General features: G+C 66.6%; 15 protein-coding genes and 1 tRNA gene. 9 read left to right on the plus strand and 7 right to left on the minus strand.

Going from position 1 to position 19,528, the window contains the following annotated elements; genetic code table 11:
- Positions 1-32: 32 nt before the first annotated feature.
- The 3 genes from J2Y54_RS11715 to J2Y54_RS11725 are packed head-to-tail and all read right to left on the minus strand — an operon-like array spanning position 33 to position 2,600.
- Positions 33-656, minus strand: coding sequence for a DUF4893 domain-containing protein (locus J2Y54_RS11715; protein ID WP_310039832.1), 624 nt, complete (start codon positions 654-656; stop codon positions 33-35).
- On the minus strand, positions 653-1,438 hold the full coding sequence (locus J2Y54_RS11720; protein ID WP_310039834.1) for a 3-hydroxybutyrate dehydrogenase: 786 nt from the start codon (positions 1,436-1,438) through the stop codon (positions 653-655). Before J2Y54_RS11720 ends, J2Y54_RS11715 begins: the two co-directional genes overlap by 4 nt.
- Before the next feature lie 13 nt (positions 1,439-1,451).
- On the minus strand, positions 1,452-2,600 hold the full coding sequence (locus tag J2Y54_RS11725; protein ID WP_310039836.1) for a patatin-like phospholipase family protein: 1,149 nt from the start codon (positions 2,598-2,600) through the stop codon (positions 1,452-1,454).
- Positions 2,601-2,709: 109 nt separating this feature from the next.
- On the opposite strand from J2Y54_RS11725, the gene J2Y54_RS11730 reads away from it, so the two are divergent.
- Both J2Y54_RS11730 and J2Y54_RS11735 read left to right on the plus strand, forming a co-directional pair.
- Positions 2,710-3,600 carry a neutral zinc metallopeptidase gene (locus J2Y54_RS11730; RefSeq protein WP_310039838.1) on the plus strand — a complete coding sequence of 297 codons (891 nt, stop codon included), beginning with the start codon at positions 2,710-2,712 and terminating at the stop codon, positions 3,598-3,600.
- Positions 3,601-3,610: 10 nt separating this feature from the next.
- Positions 3,611-4,078: a GreA/GreB family elongation factor gene (locus J2Y54_RS11735; RefSeq protein WP_310039841.1), complete on the plus strand. Its 468-nt coding sequence runs from the start codon at positions 3,611-3,613 to the stop codon at positions 4,076-4,078.
- Positions 4,079-4,157: 79 nt separating this feature from the next.
- Here J2Y54_RS11735 and J2Y54_RS11740 read toward each other — a convergent pair whose 3' ends face one another.
- On the minus strand, positions 4,158-5,045 hold the full coding sequence (locus tag J2Y54_RS11740) for a DUF2171 domain-containing protein (RefSeq protein ID WP_310039844.1): 888 nt from the start codon (positions 5,043-5,045) through the stop codon (positions 4,158-4,160).
- A gap of 217 nt (positions 5,046-5,262) precedes the next feature.
- Between J2Y54_RS11740 and J2Y54_RS11745 the strand changes: the two genes are divergently transcribed.
- From J2Y54_RS11745 to J2Y54_RS11765, 5 genes are all read left to right on the plus strand, one after another.
- Positions 5,263-5,338: transfer RNA gene (locus J2Y54_RS11745), tRNA-Ala, on the plus strand.
- Positions 5,339-5,546: 208 nt separating this feature from the next.
- Positions 5,547-5,750 carry an SUMF1/EgtB/PvdO family nonheme iron enzyme gene (locus tag J2Y54_RS16195; RefSeq protein ID WP_405052912.1) on the plus strand — a complete coding sequence of 68 codons (204 nt, stop codon included), beginning with the start codon at positions 5,547-5,549 and terminating at the stop codon, positions 5,748-5,750.
- Between the two features lie 28 nt (positions 5,751-5,778).
- On the plus strand, positions 5,779-6,144 hold the full coding sequence (locus J2Y54_RS11755; protein WP_310039849.1) for a response regulator: 366 nt from the start codon (positions 5,779-5,781) through the stop codon (positions 6,142-6,144).
- A complete protein-coding gene (locus tag J2Y54_RS11760) occupies positions 6,141-8,369 on the plus strand; it encodes an ATP-binding protein (protein ID WP_310039852.1) in 2,229 nt (742 codons plus the stop codon). Before J2Y54_RS11755 ends, J2Y54_RS11760 begins: the two co-directional genes overlap by 4 nt.
- Positions 8,366-9,022 carry a response regulator gene (locus J2Y54_RS11765; protein ID WP_310039853.1) on the plus strand — a complete coding sequence of 219 codons (657 nt, stop codon included), beginning with the start codon at positions 8,366-8,368 and terminating at the stop codon, positions 9,020-9,022. The genes J2Y54_RS11760 and J2Y54_RS11765 overlap by 4 nt, the downstream gene beginning before the upstream one ends.
- Positions 9,023-9,058: 36 nt before the next feature.
- Here the strand turns inward: J2Y54_RS11765 and J2Y54_RS11770 are convergent, their stop codons facing one another.
- The 3 genes from J2Y54_RS11770 to J2Y54_RS11780 are packed head-to-tail and all read right to left on the minus strand — an operon-like array spanning position 9,059 to position 14,536.
- Positions 9,059-10,663, minus strand: coding sequence for a family 43 glycosylhydrolase (locus tag J2Y54_RS11770; protein ID WP_310039854.1), 1,605 nt, complete (start codon positions 10,661-10,663; stop codon positions 9,059-9,061).
- 16 nt (positions 10,664-10,679) lie between these two features.
- Positions 10,680-11,702 carry an alpha/beta hydrolase gene (locus tag J2Y54_RS11775; protein ID WP_310039858.1) on the minus strand — a complete coding sequence of 341 codons (1,023 nt, stop codon included), beginning with the start codon at positions 11,700-11,702 and terminating at the stop codon, positions 10,680-10,682.
- Between the two features lie 14 nt (positions 11,703-11,716).
- Positions 11,717-14,536 carry a TonB-dependent receptor gene (locus tag J2Y54_RS11780; protein ID WP_310039860.1) on the minus strand — a complete coding sequence of 940 codons (2,820 nt, stop codon included), beginning with the start codon at positions 14,534-14,536 and terminating at the stop codon, positions 11,717-11,719.
- A gap of 399 nt (positions 14,537-14,935) precedes the next feature.
- Here J2Y54_RS11780 and J2Y54_RS11785 point away from each other — a divergent pair, with 399 nt between their 5' ends.
- Complete coding sequence (locus J2Y54_RS11785; RefSeq protein ID WP_310039862.1) at positions 14,936-18,193, plus strand: TonB-dependent receptor; 3,258 nt, start codon at positions 14,936-14,938, stop codon at positions 18,191-18,193.
- A 20-nt stretch (positions 18,194-18,213) separates the two neighbouring features.
- Positions 18,214-19,512 (plus strand): pectate lyase, encoded by a 1,299-nt coding sequence (locus J2Y54_RS11790; protein ID WP_310039864.1) that lies wholly within the window; start codon positions 18,214-18,216, stop codon positions 19,510-19,512.
- Positions 19,513-19,528 lie beyond the last annotated feature (16 nt).

The following is a 19,528-nucleotide window of genomic DNA, read 5'->3' on the forward strand; positions in this document are numbered from 1 at the left end:
CGCCTGCCGCCGCGACGCAACGGCGAAGCGCGCTATTGCGCCGGGACGATCTCGATCACGTCGATCAGCGAGTCGAAGCTGGGTGCGGGCAGCACCAGTCGCCAGCGATCGATCCCGACGCGTTCGACATAGCCGGCAAGGTTGCGGCGCGTGTCGAGGCCATAGGCCAGCGCCTGGCGTTCATCGCCGAGCGCAAGCGTGCCGAGAAATACGGACCGGCTTTCGCTGTCGGCGTAGAACAGTCCCGCAGGACGCTGGGCGCCGTCCTCGACCCGGAAGCGGGTCAGCGCGCGATCGGCGTCGATGCGGCAGGCGGCGGGCGGCAGCGTAGCGAAGGCGGGGCGGTCGGGGGTGCGCGCGCCGAGCCGGTGGATGTGGCAACGATATGCGCCGGCGGGGGGCAGCGGGGTGGCGAGCGCGCGATCCGGGTCGAACAGCGCGCCCCCCGCCGCAATGGCCGTGGCATCGGCAGTCCGTGCGGCCGGAAGCGCGGCGACCCAGGCGCTGCGCCAGCCGCGCAGGCGGGTCCGGTCCTCGTCCGTCGCCACCGCGCGCCAGCGCGTTTCCTGTGCCGTATCGACCAGCCCGCGCCCGTCGCGGGTACAGCCTGCGAGCAGCGCGGTGGCGAGCAGGGTAAGGGTGAGCGCGCGCTTCATGCCGCGGTCCACCCGCCGTCCATGCTGTAATTCGCGCCGGTGATCGCGCGGGCTTCATCGCGGCACAGGAACAGCGCCAGCGCCGCGACCTGTTCGGGCAGGACGAATTCCTTGGTCGGCTGGGCGGCGAGCAGGACGTCGTTCATCACCTGCTCGCGCGTCATGCCGCGCGCCTTCATCGTGTCGGGAATCTGGTTTTCGACCAAAGGCGTCCAGACATAGCCGGGCGAGATGCAGTTGACGGTGATGCCGTCGGTCGCGGTTTCGAGCGCGATCGTCTTGGTCAGCCCGGCCACGCCATGCTTGGCGGCGACGTAGGCGGACTTGTTGGGGCTGGCGACCAGGCTGTGCGCCGAGGCGGTGTTGAGAATACGCCCCCATTTCGCGGCCTTCATATGCGGGACTGCCGCGCGCATCATGTGCCAGGCCGAGGACAGGTTGATCGCGATGATCGCGTCCCATTTCTCGGTCGGGAACTCTTCGATCTTGGCGACATGCTGGATGCCGGCATTGTTGACGATGATGTCCGGGCCGCCGAGTTCGGCATGGCAGCGGTCGACCATCGCATAGATTGCGTCGGGCTTGCTCATGTCGGCGCCGTCATAGAGTGCCTTGGCGCCGCTGATCCCCTCAAGCCCCGCGCGCTCGGCTTCGATCGCATCCGCGTCGCCAAAGCCGTTGATCATCACGCTCGCGCCTTCGGCTGCCAGCGCCTTGGCGATGGCGAGGCCGATGCCCGAAGTGGAGCCGGTGACGATGGCGGACTTGCCCTTGAGGAACATGGGATACTCCCGGTTAGCGTTTGGTGAGGTCGAAGGCGGCGGTGCGGCCGTCGGCGATGTTGCTGGCGATCAGGCGCGCATTGGCCATGGTGCGCGCGACATCGTCGCGGCCCGCCTGCCAATGTTCGCGCATCGACCGCGCCGAAAACTCGAAATCGCGGCTGCCGCCCTCCCACGCATTGGCGCGGTAGATCAGGTGGACGAGGCTGACCGGCTTTTCATCGGCTGCGGCGCGCAGGGCCGCGACATCGGGATCGTCGGCGAGGCTGTCGGGCAGCTTGGCGAGCACCTTGCGGATCAGTTCGCGCTCCTTGCGCAGCTTCAGCCGCTCGTCGCTGACCTGCCGGGTGCGGCTGGAGAAGCGGATTTCCTTCTCGCGCGCCATCACGTCGGTGATCGTGTGCGGCATCGCGGCAGCGGCGGAGAAGAGGTCGACCTGAAATACCAGCATTGCGTCGCGCTGATGATCGAGGACGTGGATCAGCGGGGTGTTGGAGACGAGGCCGCCGTCCCAATAATAGTTGCCGTCGATCTCGACCGGGGGCAGGCCGGGGGGCAGCGCGCCCGACGCCATGATGTGGCGCGCATCGATGCGGTCGGTGGTCGTGTCGAAGTATCGGAAATTGCCGCTCTCGATCTCGACCGCGCCGACCGAGAGGCGGACCGGGCCGGTGTTGAGCAGGTCCCAGTCGATCAACGCGTCGAGCGTCTCTGCCAGCGCGGCAGTGTCGTAATAGCTGAGCGCGGCGCAGCTGCCCGGGGTGGCGAAGAAGGGCGGGACGGTGCGCGGGTGGAAGAAGCCGGGGACGCCCTGCGCCAGCACCGCTGCGGCGGACCATTCATGGACCAGTTCGCGCACCTGATCCTGCGGGAAGATCGGGAAGCTGGGCAGGCCGCTCGTGACGCGGTTCCAAAACGCCTCGAGCCGCTCGACCCGGCGCTCGGGCGGGTTGCCTGCGACGATGGCGGCGTTGATCGCGCCGATCGAGATGCCCGCGACCCAGTCAGGCTCGATCTCGGCGCCCGCCAGCGCCTCGATCACCCCGGCCTGATAGCTGCCGAGCGCGCCGCCGCCCTGCAGCACCAGTGCAACGCAGCCGGGCAGGGGCAGCGGCGCATCGCGGCCGGGTTTGCGGCGTCGCTGTGGATCGGCATCGGCCATGGCGCACATGTGGTGCAACGCAGCGCGAAGGGCAATGCGGGATTCTTCATGCAACGCGATGCCGCTTGGGGCATTGTGGCGGGAAGGAAACGAACAAAGGGGATGGGCCATGCGGCTCGACGATCTCGATCCCAGCAACAATGTCCGCGATCTCGGCTCGGTCGGTGGCGGGCTCGGCGGGGGCGGGGGTAACATCCTGTTCGCGCTGCTGCCGATGCTGCTGGGCAGCCGGCTGGGTTGTGGCACGATTGCGCTGATCGGCATTGGCGCGGCGATCTTCATGACGTTGGGCGGTGGCGGCGCGCTGCTGAGCGGTGGCGGGACGACCGGCAGCGGCGGGCAGCAGGTCGCGCAGCAAAAGGCGTGCGACACGCCCGAGGAGTTGCAGGCATGCCGGGTGATGACCAGCACGGAGCAGACCTGGACCAAATTGTTCGCGGCGGACGGGCAGCGTTATCCGGCGCCGGTGCTCAATTTCTATGAAGGCGGGGTGCAGTCGGGTTGCGGGCGGGCGACGTCGGCGGCGGGGCCGTTCTACTGCCCGGCGGATCGCGGAATCTACCTCGACACCGGTTTTTTTCGCGAACTCGCGACGCGGTTCGGCGCGGCGGGCGACTTCGCGCAGAATTACGTGATCGCGCATGAGGTCGGCCACCATATCCAGAATGTCACCGGCACGATGGAGCAGGTGCGCGCGCGCCAGGCGCGGATGAGCCAGGCCGAGGGCAATGCACTGTCGGTGCGGGTCGAATTGCAGGCGGATTGCTATGCCGGCGTGTGGGCGGCGCAGAATCGCGACCGGCTGGAAGCCGGCGATATCGAGGAAGGGCTGCGCGCGGCCGAGGCGATCGGCGACGATACGCTGCAGAAGCAGGCGCAGGGAACGATCGTGCCGGAGAGCTTTACCCATGGCACGTCGGCGCAGCGCATGAAGTGGCTGAAGCGCGGCCTGGACAGCGGCAACCCCGCCGCGTGCGACACGTTCAGCGGCGCGATTTGAGGATGACTGAATGAGTGTCGCATTCCGCCGCGAGAGCGACGAGGAGCATAAGGAACCCCGGTTCGAATTGCCGATCCCGGCCGGCCCCAATCTGGTGACGGCGCGCGGGCTGGCGCTGATCGACGAACAGGTGCGCGCGCTTGAGGCGCAGCTCGACGGGCTGGAGGGCGAGGAGGCGCGCGCGCCGCTGCTGCGCGACCTGCGCTACTGGCACACGCGCCAGACCACCGCGCAGATCGCACCAGTGCCCGAGGCGGATGTGGTCGCGATCGGATCGCGCGTCGGCTTTCGCCTGAACGGGCGCGAACGATCGATCGACATTGTCGGCCATGACGAAGCCGACCCGGCGCAGGACCGCATCGCATTCCAGGCGCCGCTTGCCGCTGCGATGCTGGGCGCGGAGGTCGGCGAATATGTCGACTTCGCCGGGCGCGGCGAGGCGATCGAGATTCGCTCGGCCGAGCCGATCCCCGACTGACGGACACCAAAAAGCCCGGGCGTTTCCGCCCGGGCCCGAGGGTGCGGGCCGGCGAACCGGCTCCGCCTGGGAGTTCCGGTCAGTAGGTGCCGGAAAAGCTGCGGTTGAGGTAATGCGGGCCGCGATCGGCGTCGCGGTCGCGATCGCCGAACAGCGCGCCGTTGCGGTCCTCATCGCGCCACGCGGCCTTGGCCTCCTCCGCCGTCTTGCGGATGGTCACCTTGTCATCGACCGATTCGATCCAGCGCGACGGGATCGAATGGTGATGACCGCCGGCATCGGGGTCGCTCTTGGTCAGGATGATGCGGTCGCCCCGCACCTTGTCGACCGTGCCGACATGCGCGCCGTCGGATCCGACCACTTCCATATGTTCGCTCACCCGGGTGAGCGAACTGCGCTGACCCTGACGCTCGGTGCGCCACGCGCCGAACTCGTTCTCGAAGCGCGCCTGATTTTCGCGGCGATATTCATGATAGTCGCGGTCGAGGTCCTCGATCTGGCGGCGGCGCCAGCCGTGATAGTCGTCATCGCGGCCATCATTGCCGTAACGTGCGTCATAGCGCGCATCCGCCGCGCGGCGGCGCTCCGCCTCGTCGTCACCGAACCATGAGCGGACCTCGTCGCCCGCGCGGTCGAAAAAGCCGCGATCGTCGTAGTTATAACCGTCCGGCCCGCGCTCGCGCCCGCGGCCGCTGCGACCTTCGTCATATTGAGCGCGATAGCCGCGGCTGCCGCTGGTATAGCGGTCGTCATAGTCGCGCCCACGCGCGCCATAGCGGTCGATCCCGCGATCACCCCGACCGCGCTCCTCCCGATCGGCGGCGTAATATTCGCGTGCGCTCGACCGGCCGCGGTCGCGCTCCGGATCATAGCCATAGCCATAGCCGTAGCCGGAGCCGCGCGACGCAGTGCCGTCGCTAACGCCCCAGTCATTGCGATTGTCGTTGCGATAGGGTTCGTAGCCCATCGGGTCCTCCTCCATGCTGCTGGTTTCCGGACACGCGCCACCCGCATGCCCCATGGCAAAAAAATGAATGTGTTGCGGGGCTTGTTCCGACTGCGCGGGCGCCGGTGCGACGAGCGGGGGCAGGGACCGGCCCACCGGAAAATCGGCGCGTTTGGCGTTGCAAAGCGAAAGGAGGAAAGCTAGACGAACGGCCTTCCGGCATGCCGGAGCGTGGAGCGGGGCTGTAGCTCAGATGGGAGAGCGCTGCAATCGCACTGCAGAGGTCAGGGGTTCGATTCCCCTCAGCTCCACCAACCTAAAGCATTGCATTGCAACGCATTATGTTTCCCGAAGCGGCCCGGTGCGGCCGTGACGGGTCGATAGCTTCTGGATCGAAAATGCGCCGGTGACCAATGCGGCGTCCGGTCGTTTTGTGACGGCGACGGGGCACGTCTCGCTTGCCGGGCGCGCGACCTTCCCTGGCGGCAGATTGTCACACAGGCAGGCCGGCGCCACCGATACGTGCCGGACAGCAATCTCGATGGCCTCGGCGAGCATCCACCGGTCGATGGGACGTATCAGGCCGCGCAGGCTTATGCCGGATGGGCGGGCAGGGCATTGTCGACCAAAGCGGAACGGGAACGCGCGGCGCACCCCGGCGGGGGAATGGCTGAATGCCGTGCATCGTATTCCTACGGGCATCGCGTTCGACGCGTTTACCAATAGAAAGGCCCCTCTGCAGTAGAGGGGCACGATGGCAAGGGCGCTGATCATCGAGGACGACGACGCCCTGCGCGAGGAGCTGGTCGACCTGCTCGAGGGGTGGGGGTTCGCGGTGACGAGCGTCGCCAGCGGGCGCGGCGCGCGGGCGCTGGGCGGGACGTTCGACATCATCCTGTGCGACTATAAGCTCGAGCACGAGAACGGCCTTGATGTGCTGCGGTCCCTGCCCGTCATGGCGGATGCGACAGCGGTGCGGCCGCGCGCCTATCTGATGACCGGGCATCTCGACCTGACCGCCGCGTCGCGGCACGAGATTGCGACGCTGGGCCTCGGCCTGTTGCTGAAGCCGGTGTCTGCGCGCATGCTCCAGCAGTTGATGGCCGGAGAGACGGTATGATCGCAGTGCCGCGTTCGATCGCGCTGCCCGGCCCCGGGCGGATCGCGGCGGTGGCGGGCTGGCTCGTGCTGCTTGCCGGTGCGGTTGCGGCATCGAGCAGCCGGTTCGTGGTGGCGCCGGGATTTGAATTCTATCTCGGGCCGCTCTTCTATCTCGTCGCCTATCGCTGGTTCGGGCTGCGCTGGGGGCTGGTAACCGCAGTCCTGACGATGGCGCCGTCGATCTGGTGGTGGGGACATTTCTATTCGGTCGCGCTGGCCGTCGGGCATGTGCTCGCGGTCGCCTATTTCCGCCCGCGCCAGATCAGCTTTGCGACCGTGACGCTCGGCTATCAGCTGACCTTTGGCGCAGCGGTGGCGGTGATCCTGTTCTATCTGTCGGCGAGCGCGCCGGTGGAAATCATCGCGGTCGTGCTGTTCCGGAAGATCCTGTGCGAGGTGACGCTGGCTGGCCTTGCCGACATCGTGACGCTGCTGGTGGTCCGGCGCGAGCGCGGGCTGGGCGTAACGCGCGCGCGGATCCTGTCGCTGCAGCTGTCGCTCAACGCGCTGGTATCGGTCGCGGTGTCGGGGGCGGCGACGCTGTTCATGATCGGCACGCTCAGCAATGTCGGCGAGCGGCTGACGATCGTGGAGGATCAGATCCACGCCGTTGTGGTCGAAGCGCGCACGGCGGCGCCGGGCCGGCCGCTTCCCGATACGATCCGGGTCGCCGGATCCTCGGTCGCGTTGCCGCTGCGGGTGGTGCAAACCCGCGACCTTGCCGAAGGGGCGCGCGCGCTCGGGTGCAGCCGCACCGATCGCGGCGATCGCGGCGGGCCGGATGACCGCAACACCTTCACCTATTGGCTGCGGGTCTGTGTGGTGGCCGACAGTTTCGATTCGCGCAGCGTGCTGGTCTCTCCGCGCCCGCTGGTGCTCGAGAGTTTCCGCGACATCATGGCCGGCCTGTTGCCGCTGATGGCGTACCTGTTCTTCGCGGAGTTGGTGCTGCTCGGATTCCGGAACGCGCTGGGCCGGTCGATGCGATTGTGGGACAACGCGGTGCAGGGCTTTGCCGCGCGTCAGCGCTTTCCGCGCAGCGAGGCGCCGTTCATCGAATCCAATGCCGTGCTTGCGATGCTGCGCCGCGCCACCGATGATTATCTGGACGCCGATGAGGAGCGCGAGCGCCTTGCCCGCACGGTCGATGAACTGCGCAACGCGATCGACCTGCGGCTGATGAGCGGACTGCGCATCGGTGACGATGCGCTCCACTATGTCGAACTGACCCCGGGCGCCGGCTCGACCCCGGTGGTGTTGCCGTTCAATCCGGCCGACCGTGGCGCGCTGACCTCGCTGCGCGGGACACATGACATCATGGCCGAATTCAGGCTCGCGGGAACCGAGAGCCAGCACTGGTTCCTGCTGCTGGCGCATGATTTCGATCCGGCCGCCGGCGAATGGCGCTTTGGCTGCATCGTCCGCCTGCGCGCGTCACAGGCGATGCAGACCAAGATGCTGCACAATGCCCGGCTGATCGAACTGGGCGGCATGGCCTCGGCGCTGAGCCATGAGCTGCGCCAGCCACTGTTCACGATCTCGCTCGCCGCCGAAAACGGCGCGGCGATGCTGCAGCGCACGCCGGCAGCGGTGGAGCGGGCGGGGCAGAAATTCGCCCGCATTCTCGAACAGGTGGCGCGCGCATCGGCGATCATCGAGCGGACCTCGGTCTATGCCCGCGAGGAACGCGGCGATCGCGAGCCGACCGATCTGGTACAGGCGATCCACGATGCCGCGCGGTTCATGCGCCCGGTGCTGCAGGCGCGCGGCATCGACCTGACCATCTCGGTCCGGGCGCGCGTCGAACCGATGATGCTGCCCCGGATCGGGATCGAGCAGATTATCGTCAACGCCCTGCAAAATGGCGCCGACGCGATCGAACAGGCGCGCGGCGAGCGTCCGGAAGCCGGCGCGATCCGGATCGAGATCGCCAAGGCCGCCGATCATGTCACGATCGCGATCCGCGATGACGGCAGCGGGCTGGGCGACGCGCTGGCGGAATCGCCGTTCGATGCCTTCAGCACGTCGAAGCCGGCGGGGAAGGGGACCGGGCTGGGCCTGTTCATTTGCCGCCAGATCGTCGATGAGATTGGCGGAACGATCGACCTGGCCGATAATCGTGACGGTCATGGCGCCACCTTGACCCTGAATTTTCCGCTTTCGCCGCCATGGAGCCTGAAATGACCGACGCCGCTGCCATGCCCGGGGCAATGGATCCCGTTTATCTGGTCGATGACGATACCGATTTGCGCAACGAACTGGCCGATGCGCTGGCGGAGTCCGATTATGTCGTGCGCGGCTTTGCCAGCGGCGAGGCGTTTCTGGAGGTCCAGGCGGATCTGCCGCCGGGATGCATCGTGCTCGACCTGACCATGCCGGGGATGAACGGGATGCAGGTGCACAAGGCGCTGGTCGAGCGCGACAGCCAGCATGTCGTCGTGATGCTGACCGGAACCGGGAGCATCGCGACGGCGGTTGCGGCGCTGCGGACCGGGGTGGTCGATTTCGTCGAGAAGCCCGCCCAGCTCGACGCGCTGCGCGACTGTATCGAGATGGCGCGCGTCCGCCGGCTTGCCGTCGCGGCTACGCGCGAGAAGCTCGCCACTGCACGCGATCGCTTCGCGCCGCTGACCCCGCGCGAGATGGAGGTGGTCTATGGCATGATGATGGGCCTGTCCGCCAAGATGACCGCGCGGCGGCTGGACCTGTCCTTTCGCACGGTCGAAAGCTATCGCGCCAACCTGATGGTCAAGCTTGGCGCGCGCAATCTGGCGGAGGTGGTCCGCATGGCGATCGAGGCGGAGCTGAAACCGATCGGCCCGATCCTGGAGGAATAGGCCAGCCGCGGCGACGGTGCCCGGCGGGGCACCGGCTCAGCCCAGTGCCTCGAACCGGAAATTGGCGAATTTCGCGGTGCCGGCCCCCGCCGAGTACAGGCCCGGGCGCAGCATCAGGAAACCGCCGCGGACATTGTGGTGATATCCGGACACCTCCATGCCGCGATCGAAGCGGTGCCAGGTCTTTCCGCCATCGGCGCTGGTGTCATAGGTGACGATGTGGCGGTCATTGGTCACCCGCATCCGCAGCTTGCGCCCGTGCGGGTTGGCGGGGCGGCCGCGTTCGATCCCGTACTGGTGCGTGACGAAGCGCTTCTCGTCGAAGCCGAGGCCGCAATAAAGCTTGTCATCGTAGAACAGGATCAGGCCGGCGGTACCGCCCGGTGCGATCTCGATATCGCATTCGAAGCGATAGGCGGGGTCGCCCGCGATCAGCAGCAGCGGCGACGAGCTGGACGGCGCGGTGCCGCGTGCATCGAGGTGGAGGACATTGTTCGCGACCCGCGCGCGACTGCGCTCATCGGGGGCGGGGCGGAAGAAATTCCATTTCGGGCCGATATCCAGGGTCGCGAAATCGTCCGACAGCTTCATGCCGTGCGGGCCGGTCTTCTCGCCGCCTTTGGGCTTAGCGATCGGCTGCGACAGGTCGCCGCCCTTCATGCGGAACCAGCCGTCATCGGTCCATTCGATCGGATCGAGCAGCGCCTGCCGCCCGAGCGTCCAATAGCCATTTTCATAGCCGTGATAGACGCTCCACCAGTCGCCAGCCGGCCCTTCGACCAGCGTCGCATGGCCGCGCGACCACCATTTTTCCTGCAGCGAGGTGGTGCGCACCAGCGGGTTGTGCGGGCAATTCTCCCACGGCCCGTGGATCGAGCGTGAGCGCGCGGCGATGACCATATGACCGGTGGGCGGACCCGCCGTGCCGCCGACCGCGGTGATCATGTAGAACCAGCCATCATGGCGCGTGATCTTCGGCCCCTCGGGCGCGAAGCCCTCGACGATCCAGTCCTTGGGATAGCGCCACGGGTCATAGACATGTTCGGGCTCACCGATGCGGCTGAGGCCGTCATCGGACAGCCGCACGCGATCACCGCCCGACAGGAACAGCCAGCGCGACCCGTCCTCGCCCACCGCATGGCCGGGGTCGATATGGTTGGGCAGCTTCAAGTCGATCGGATCGCTCCACGGCCCCTCGATCCGGTCGGCCCAGATCACCCAGCTGGTGTTCGGCCCCTTGGTCGGAATGTAGAGGAAATAGCGGCCATCATGCTTGCACAGCTCCGGCGCCCAGACCGACCCGATATTCTTCGTCAACGCCGCGCCGACCGGCTGCCAGTTGATCAGATCGCGCGAGTGCCAGATGACGAGGCCCGGATAGGAATCGAAGGTCGAGAAGGTCATGTAATAGTCCTTCCCGTCCTTGAGGATCGTCGGATCGGGATGGTCGCCCGCCATCAGCGGGTTGAGGAAGCGCCCGTCGCCAAGGTCGGGGATGCGCTGATTGTCGAAGCCGCGCTTCCAGTCGGGAGCCGGACCAGCGGCAGGCGCCGCGGCCGCTTGCCCGCGCGCACCGGGCGTCAACGTGATAGCGCTACCAATTGTGGCGGCACCGATCAGATCGCGGCGATTGAAACGCATCACAATTTTCCTTCAGTCAGACGAGCAGGCCACCGGCCCAGCTGAGAAACAGGTCGGGCCAGGCGGCGACCGGCTTACCCATTGTCTTGCGCAGGCCAAAGCCATGGCCGCCATGGGTGAACAAATGGGTCTCCACCGCTACGCCCTGCGCGCGGAGTGCGGCGCGGAGCAGCAGTGCATTTTCGACCGGGACGACGGCATCGTCCTCGGCATGCAGCAGGAACACCGGCGGCGCATTGGCAGGGACGTTGCGATGCGGCGAATGAGCGGCCTCGCGCGCCGCATCGGCGCTGGCGCCGACCAGCAGCGCGCGCGATCCGGGATGGGCGTGCGGCGCGCTCATGCTGACGACGGGATAGATTGGCGCGGCGGCGTCGGGGCGCGCGCCGAACCGGTCGGCTGCATCCACCGGGGCATAGACCGGCGCATCGAAGCGCGTGAGCAGATCGGCGCACAGATGCCCGCCGGCGGAAAAGCCCATGGCACCAACCCGCTGCGGGTCGATGCCATAGTCGCGGGCGCGATGGCGGATCAGCCGCATTGCGCGCTGTGCATCGGCAAGCGCAACATTCGGCCCGGCGGCCCAGCCTTCGCCCGGCAGGCGATAGAAAAGCACGAAGACGGTGAAGCCGCGCGCCGCCAGCCAGCGGCCCATCTCATAGCCTTCCTTGTCGACCACGACCCAGCGATACCCTCCGCCCGGGGTGATCAGCATGGCCGCGCCATTGGGGCGGTGCGGGCGAAAGACGACCAGGCGCGGACGGGTGATTCCGAATACCGCGCGGTCGGTCAGGTCGCGGTCGGTGCTGCGCTCGTTGACCGTTTCGACCGGCGGGGTGGCCGGCAGTCCCGGCGCGCCGCCGGGCCACAGGTCGATCGTCTCGACCGGGTCGGGCAAGCCCGCCGGCCCGGGCTTGCCGGTTGCGGGCGGGGCGGTCTGCGCGGAGGCGGCGGACGCGATCAGCGCGGCGCCGCCCCCGGCAAGGGTGAGGAACGCGCGCCGGCCGGGCTGAGGGAGGAGTTCGGTCCGGTCGGTCATGCGTTCCCCGTTCGTCACATCTTGATCCGCGCACCCACCAGGATGGTGCGGCCAAAATGGTTGCTTTCATAGTTGCGGCGCGCGGTGATGTCGGTCCAGCGCTCGCGATAGGCGTCGGTCAGGTTGGTCCCCTCAACCGACAGTTCGAGATAGTCGGTCACCTTGTACCGCACCGAGGCATCGACATTGGTGATCGCCGAATAGCCTTCGAACACGTTGCCGGTGCCCGAGCCGCCATCGGTGAAGCCATCGCGATAGCTGACCGATGCGCGCGCGCTGAACTTGCTGTCCTCATAATAGAGGGTGGCATTGTACTGCGTCTTGGACAGGCCATAGAGCGTGTTTTCGACCGTCACCGACGGCAGCGAGCCGCCCGGCACGGTTGCCGGCCCCTGCTGGGTGTAGGTGGCCGAGCTGTCGACAAAGGTCGCGTTCACGATACCGCCGAAGTTCGACAGGAACCCGGGCAGGAAGGTGAACGGTGCCTGCAGCGCGACTTCGACACCTTCAAGCGATGCGCCGGCGCCGTTGCCGGTCGTGGCGATCGTCCAGATCGGCTGCGACTGGAGCGACGGATCGAGCGCGGCCGGCGAGGACGGGACCAGCACCGAGGGCGACAGGCCGGTTTCGGTGAAGGTACCGGTGCGGGTGATGCCGACCGGGAAGCTCGCCACATCCTTCTTGAACAGCGCGACCGAGAAGATCGACTGCGGCGCGAAATACCATTCCAGCGCGACGTCGAAATTGGTCGCGCGGAACGGCAGCAGGAACGGGTTGCCGCTGGTCACGCGATAGTTGAAGCCGTCGGCCGATCCGCCGGGGGTGAGGTTGCCCAGCGACGGGCGCGTCATCACCTTGGCAATGGCGCCGCGGATGATCAGGTCGTCGCTCGGATACAGCGCGACGTTGAGCGAGGGCAGCCAGTCTTCATAGCTGCGCTCGACATCGACCACGACGCCGCTGTTGATGCCATAGGACGACTGGTCGGTCCGGACGTAGCGGATGCCGGCATTGAGCGCATAGTCGAGGCCGAGGACCGTGCCCTTGGCGTCGAACTGCAGATAGGCGCCCTTGGTCTCTTCCTCGACGCCGCGATTGTTGCCGGTGTCGAGCCGCAACGGACGGTTGTAGAGGCCGGTGAAGGCCGTAGTGGCGTCGAGGTTGGGGATCAGCCACGATGTGGTCGTGCCGGCCGGAGCATTGGCGCCCTGCAGCGTGAACACTTCCGACAGCGCGTTGGTGACCGGGAAGCCATAGATTGCCGTCGGTCCGAACAGCGTGTTCGGCGAGCAGGTGATGGTGCCGAGCACCAGATCGGTGCCGCCATTGCCGCAGACCGCAGTATCGCGGGTGAAGGCGACGATGTCGTAATTGTAACGCCGCCAGACCGCGCCCGCCTTGACCGTCAGCTTGTCGGTCACGTCCCATTCGGTGCGCAGCTGCGCCGTGCGGAACTGGTTGAGCACATTCGACGGGCGGTCGCGGATTTCGGCCAGCTGGAAATTGGCCGGGTTGGTCACGCTGGTCCCGAAGGTCAGGACCGGGGCCTGCATGTCGCGATAGTCGTAGCTATAGCCCTGGGCATCGCGATCGTCGAACACGATCGTGGTCTCGACCGGAACATCGGCGTCCGAGCGCGAATAGCCGCCGATCAGGGTGAAGCGGAACTTGTCGGTGACGTCCTGATCCCAGGTGCCGCCGATCTGATAGAATTCGGTCGAGCTCTGCTTCAGATAATGTTCGGTGCGGACCCATGCGTCGTTGAGCGTCGCGGCGATCATGTTGTTGTTATTGTCATAGACCGGGTTGACGACGTCGATCGAACGCTCGTTCGAGCGCAGCAGCACCTCGCCCCACTTCTCGCGCCGATCGGCCGAGAATTTCGAATAAAGGCCGTCGATCGACAGCTTGGTCGCGTCGCTCGGTGACCATTGGATGCTGCCGGTCAGGCCCAGCCGCTCGCGATCATGGGTGACTTCGCCATAGCGCGGGATGCGCGGGTGAAAGGCGACCGCAGCGCGATCGCAGGCCGCGCCGGCGACATAGGTGCCGCCGCGGTTCGGCGCCGTCCAGCACGAGGTGCCGTTGACCGAGTCAAACCGCGCCTGCGCCCAGCGCACGGTGTTGTTGCCGATCTCCTTGGTCGTGGTGTTCTGATAAGCCGCCGAGATCGAGGCGCCGAGCGTGCCATCGGGCGACTTCCATCCGATCAGGCCGGCGACGCGCGGACCCCAGGTGTCCGACAGGTCGTTGTAGCTGCCCTGCGCCGAAGCCGCGAAGGTGAACCCCTGCTTGCCGGCAAGCGGGTTGCCGGTGTTGAGATCGACCACTGCGCCCAGCGACCCTTCGTCGAGATCGGCCGATGCGGTCTTGTGCACCACGATCGAACTGAACAGCTCCGATGCGAACACGTTGAAGTCGAACGCGCGGTCGCGGTTGGACGAGGCGCCATCATGGCTGGTGGTGATGGTTTCGAGCCCGTTGACCCGGACGCGGGTGAATTGCGAGCCGAGGCCGCGCACGGTGATCGCACGCCCTTCGCCGCCGTCGCGCTGGATCGAGATGCCGGGAATGCGCTGCAGCGATTCGGCCAGGTTCTGGTCGGGGAATTTGGCGATGTCTTCGGCAACGATCGCATCGACTGCGGCAACCGATTCGCGCTTCACGTTGAGCGCGGCGTCGAGCGAGGCGCGGAAACCGGTGACGACGATTTCCTCGTCCTCGGCCGTTGCCGGATCGGCAGGCGCATCCTGCGCCTGGGCGGCGGTGGCGATGACAAGGGCGGAGGTAGCTGCCAGCAGGCGTGCGCTGCCGCGGCGGACGGTGAACCGCATTGATATTCCCCTCTCTCTCGGCGTCGATGACACCGGTGGCTCATTCGGTCCCGCGTCATGTGCGGGGTCCATGGATTTTGGGAGGGTGCGGTCGCTTGCCGTTGCCGGCGCCGGTCCGATCCTCTCCGTTTGTCGCCATGCACTCATGGTCGACCACCTGATCTCCGTGAGAAACCGGTGTCATCGTGTTTTCGGGGAAAGCGGGGGGTGTGTCAACCCGGTGTTCGTGCGGTCCTGCTGGCATCACGACACTCCGGGGTTTGTTTCGTGGTCAAACAGTTGCGCTGCGCCCCGGTGTCGCGACTCATTTGCAGTTGAAATCGTGCAATGCGCTTGATACCGGTGTCATACGACGGGCCGGGACAGGTCCGCAGTTCAGGGATTGAGGGAGGGGCTGGAATGGCACGCTATCTACACATCATGCGCGGATCGGGTTCGGCAGCGGCGCTCGCGGCGGCGCTGACGCTGGTCGCGCCGGCAGCGGCACTGGCATCGCAGGACGGGGCGCCGCAGGGCGGCGGGGTCGAGGCCGAGGGCGACGAGGTCGTGGTGACCGGTTTCCGCGCCAGCCTCGCCAATGCGCTGAGCGACAAGCGCAAGGCCGATCAGATCGTCGATTCGATCACGGCCGAGGACATTGCCGACTTCCCCGATGCCAATATCGCCGAATCGATCCAGCGCCTGCCGGGCATCTCGATCGACCGCGACAATGGCGAAGGGCGATCGATCACCGTGCGCGGCCTGGGCGGCGACTTCCAGAGCGTGTTCCTGAACGGGGCGGACGCGCAGAACATCTCTGGCGGCAACCAGTCCGACGCAGGCGCAAACCGTTCGCGCGGGTTCGACTTCAACACCTTCGCCTCCGAACTGTTCAGCGGGGTCAAGATCACCAAGTCGGTGACTGCAAAGGACGAGGAAGGGTCGCTCGGCGCGATCATCGACCTGATCACCGGACGTCCGCTCGCCTATAAGGGCGACCGCATCGCGGTCGGCGCAGAGGCCGAGTATCGCGAGAATGGCGACAGCTGGAACCCGCGCCTGACCGGCCTGTTCTCCAAGCGGCTGGCCGACAATTTCGGTATCCTCGGCACGGTCGCGTTCCAGGATCAGCGCCAGCAGATCGATGCCTATCGCCGCAGCCCCGGCCAGTTCGAATATGCCTATCGCAATGCGCAGCATGCCGGCGTGTCGCCGAACGTGTTCGGCTTTGCCCGCCCGGCAGGGACCGGTACGGGGCCGACGTTCGGATCGGACCCTGCCGCCTATGCGCTGGTGACCCCGACCACGATCATTCCGGCGTTGCCGCAGATCGGGCGGCAGGATCTGGAATATGACCGGCTGGGCGTCACCTTCACCGCGCAGTGGCAGCCGACGTCGCGGACCGAAGTGATCGGCGACTTTGTCTATTCGCGCTATCGCCAGACGTCGAACTCGCAGGGCATTACCCCGATCGGCCTGAACCGCAACGGCACGAACACCCGGGTGACGCAGAATACGCTGCGGGCGATCAACACCACCAATGGCCTTGCCGACCGGCGCGCGCTCTATCCGCGCTGCGATGCCAGCGCGTCGCTCGATTGCGGCCAGTCGCTGTACGGCAATACGCTGGTTGCCGGTACGCGGGCCAGCTACAACCCGCGCAACCTTGACCCGTTCGACTATTACAACTCGCCGGTCTCGCCCGGGTACATCCCGAGCGCGAACGGGACGGCCTTCTATGACGAATTGCTCGGGCGCCCGGGTACCCAGATCCGTGAGGCGCATGTCAATGCCGCGGGGCAGGCCGATTATCTGGTGCTCGACAATGTCGACTGGCGCAGCTTTGCCGATGCGCAGATCGGCCAGACCGACTTCAAGCAGGCGACGCTGAACGTGAACCATGAGTTCAGCGACAACTTCCGCGTCGCAATGACCGGTGGCTGGTCCAAGTCCGAATTCGCCGCCGAGGGCATGCTGGTCGAATTCAACGCGATCGACCGCGACGGCTATGTCTTCGACGAGCGCGGCGGCGGGCGGATGCCGGTGTTCAACCCCGGCTTCAACGTGGCCGATCCCAGTCAGTGGACGCTGGTCAAGGGCCTGTCGACCATTCGCTACTTCACCAATGAAGTGACCAACGAATTCCGCGTCGGTCGCGCCAATTTCGAGCTCGATCTGTCCGAACAGTTCACGCTGCGCTTTGGCGGTACCTACAAGACGTTCGAATTTGCCAGCCTCACCGGCCGCCGCAACCAGGGGATCGAGGCGATCAACCCGACCCTGGTCGAGGCCGGGCTGCAGATCACCGATCTTGGCCGGACGGTCGGCTTCGGTCAGGGGCTGAACGTCACGCCGGGCACACCGACCAGCTTTTACGCGCCCGATCTCGATGCATTCCGTCGCTATTTCTCGATCGACTGCAACTGCATCAACCAGTGGGGCGACTATCGCGCGCAGACCGACGGGCGCGAGCGCAACGCGGTGCGTGAGCGCGACATGGCCGGCTTCGTCCAGATGGACTTCGACCTCGACGTGATGGACCGCCGGCTGCGCGGCAATGTCGGCGTGCGCGTCGCGAATACGCGCGTCGACGGGACCGGATCGGTGGGCGGCGCGGCGAATGGCGTGGTCGGCACGATCGTGACCGCGCGCAACGAATATACCGACGTGCTGCCGGCGGGTAACCTCACCTATGAGGTCGCCGACAATTTCCAGATCCGCTTTGCTGCCGCCAAGACCATGTCGCGGCCGCAATTGTCGGCGCTGACGCCGGGCACGACCTCGTTCCCGACGGGGCTGAACGCGGCCGGCGCTGCGCCGTCGATCACCGTCGGCAACCCGTATCTCAATCCGTTCCGCTCGACCAATCTCGACCTCAGCTTCGAATATTATTGGGGCAGCAACGGCTTTGTCGGCCTCGCGCTGTTCCAGAAGGACATCAACTCCTTCCCGCAGCAGGTGGCGGGCGAATTTGCGCTGCAGGATGTGTATTCGCAGGACATCATCGACCAGATCCTGCCCAACATCACCAGCGTGACGCTGGCCCAGTATATCCGCGATGGCGGGGTGTTCGCGGTGCGCCAGTTCAACGACGCGCCGGGTGGCAAGATCCAGGGGCTGGAGCTCAACGTCCAGTCGAACTTCTTCTTCCTGCCGGGCTTCCTGCAGCGCTTCGGCGTCACCGCCAACTATACCTATATCAAGTCGGAACTGAACTATCTGACCGGGACCGCGCTCTCGACCACGCAGGGGCAGACCGGCTCCACGGCCGTCAATGACTTCGCGACGGCACCGTTCCTCAACACCTCGCCGCATTCGTTCAACGCGACGCTCTATTACGAGCACGGCCCGCTCAAGGCGCGCGTTTCGGGTGCCTATCGCAAGGAATATGTGAACCGCTTCCCGCTGTCGTCGGGCACCTGCGCGGTGGGCACGACAACCAATGCCGGCGGCGCGTGCAACTCGCCGGTGGTGGCGGACTTCGGGTATAACGAGGATACGTTCAACCTCGACTTCTCGATGTCCTATGCGATCACCAAGGAGATCCGCCTGTCGCTGGAAGGGCGCAACCTGACCAACACCACCCAGTACCGCACCATGTATCAGGCGAACCCGGTGTCGAGCAGCTATGCCAGCACCGGCCGCATCGTCACCATCGGCGTGCGCGCGGCCTTCTGATGCTGGGGGCGCTGCTGCTGATGGCTGCCACGGCAGGGACGGGGGCGGCAGCGCCGCTCCCCGCCTTTCCGGGCGCGCAGGGTGCTGGCGCGCTGGCGCAGGGCGGACGCGGCGGCAAGGTACTGACGGTCACCAATCTGGCGGACAGCGGCCCGGGCAGTCTGCGCGCCGCGGTCGAGGCGAAGGGGCCGCGGATCATCGTCTTCGCGGTGTCCGGCACGATCCAGCTGACCAAACCGCTGACGGTGCGTGAGGGGCGAGTGACGATCGCCGGGCAGAGCGCACCCGGCGACGGCATCACGCTGCGCGATCAGCCGCTGGTGGTACAGGCCGACGATGTCGTGATCCGCTTCATCCGGTCACGGCTTGGAGATGAATCGAAGACCGAGGCGGATGCGATCTGGATCCGGGCGGGTCGGCGCATCATCCTCGATCATGTGTCGGCAAGCTGGTCGGTCGATGAAACCCTGTCGGTCTCGGGCAATTATGCCGAGCCGGGCGAGGGCTGGTACGATGTCACCGTCCAATGGTCGATCATCGCGGATTCGCTGACCAAGTCGCTTCATGCCAAGGGCACGCACGGCTATGGCAGCCTGGTGCGCGGCGGGCGCGGCGCTCGGGCGAGCTTTCACCACAATCTGTGGGCTAACCACAGCGCGCGGATGCCGCGACCGGGAAATTACGCCCCGGCGGCCAGCGATCCGGACGGCGCGTTCTTCGACTTCCGCTGCAACCTCTTCTACAATTGGGGCGGCGGCCGGTCGGGCTACAATGCCGACAAGGACAGCCTGTCGCGGTACAATTTCGTCGGCAATGCCTATGTCCGCGGCCCGCAGTCGACCAAGGGCATCGCGTTCAACGAAGGCAACCCAGTCGCCAGATCCTTCTTCGCCGACAATGCGATGGACGGGGTGGTCCCGGCCGATCCATGGTCGCTGGTGAGCGGCATTGCCGTTCCGGCGCAGAAGCTGGCCACCCCGGTCGAAATGCCCGACATCAGTTGCGCCGGCGGCGCAAAGGCCGAGGCGACGGTCCTGGCCGGCGCCGGCGCGTCGCGCAGCCGCGACAGCGTCGACACGGCGATCATCGCCGGCGTGCGCACCCGCACCGGCAAGCAGATCGACAGCCAGCGCGACGTCGGCGGCTGGCCTGAACTCCGCACGACCGCCGCGCCGCGCGACAGCGACGGCGACGGCATGCCCGATGCGTGGGAACGCCAGCGCGGGCTCGACCCGAAGCGCGACGATTCCACGGGCGACCGCGACGGCAACGGCTATACCGATGTCGAGGATTATCTGAACGAACTGGCCGGGGGCTGATGCTCCGCTGCCCGGC

Source organism: Sphingomonas sp. BE123, from assembly GCF_031456015.1.
Lineage (GTDB): Bacteria > Pseudomonadota > Alphaproteobacteria > Sphingomonadales > Sphingomonadaceae > Sphingomonas.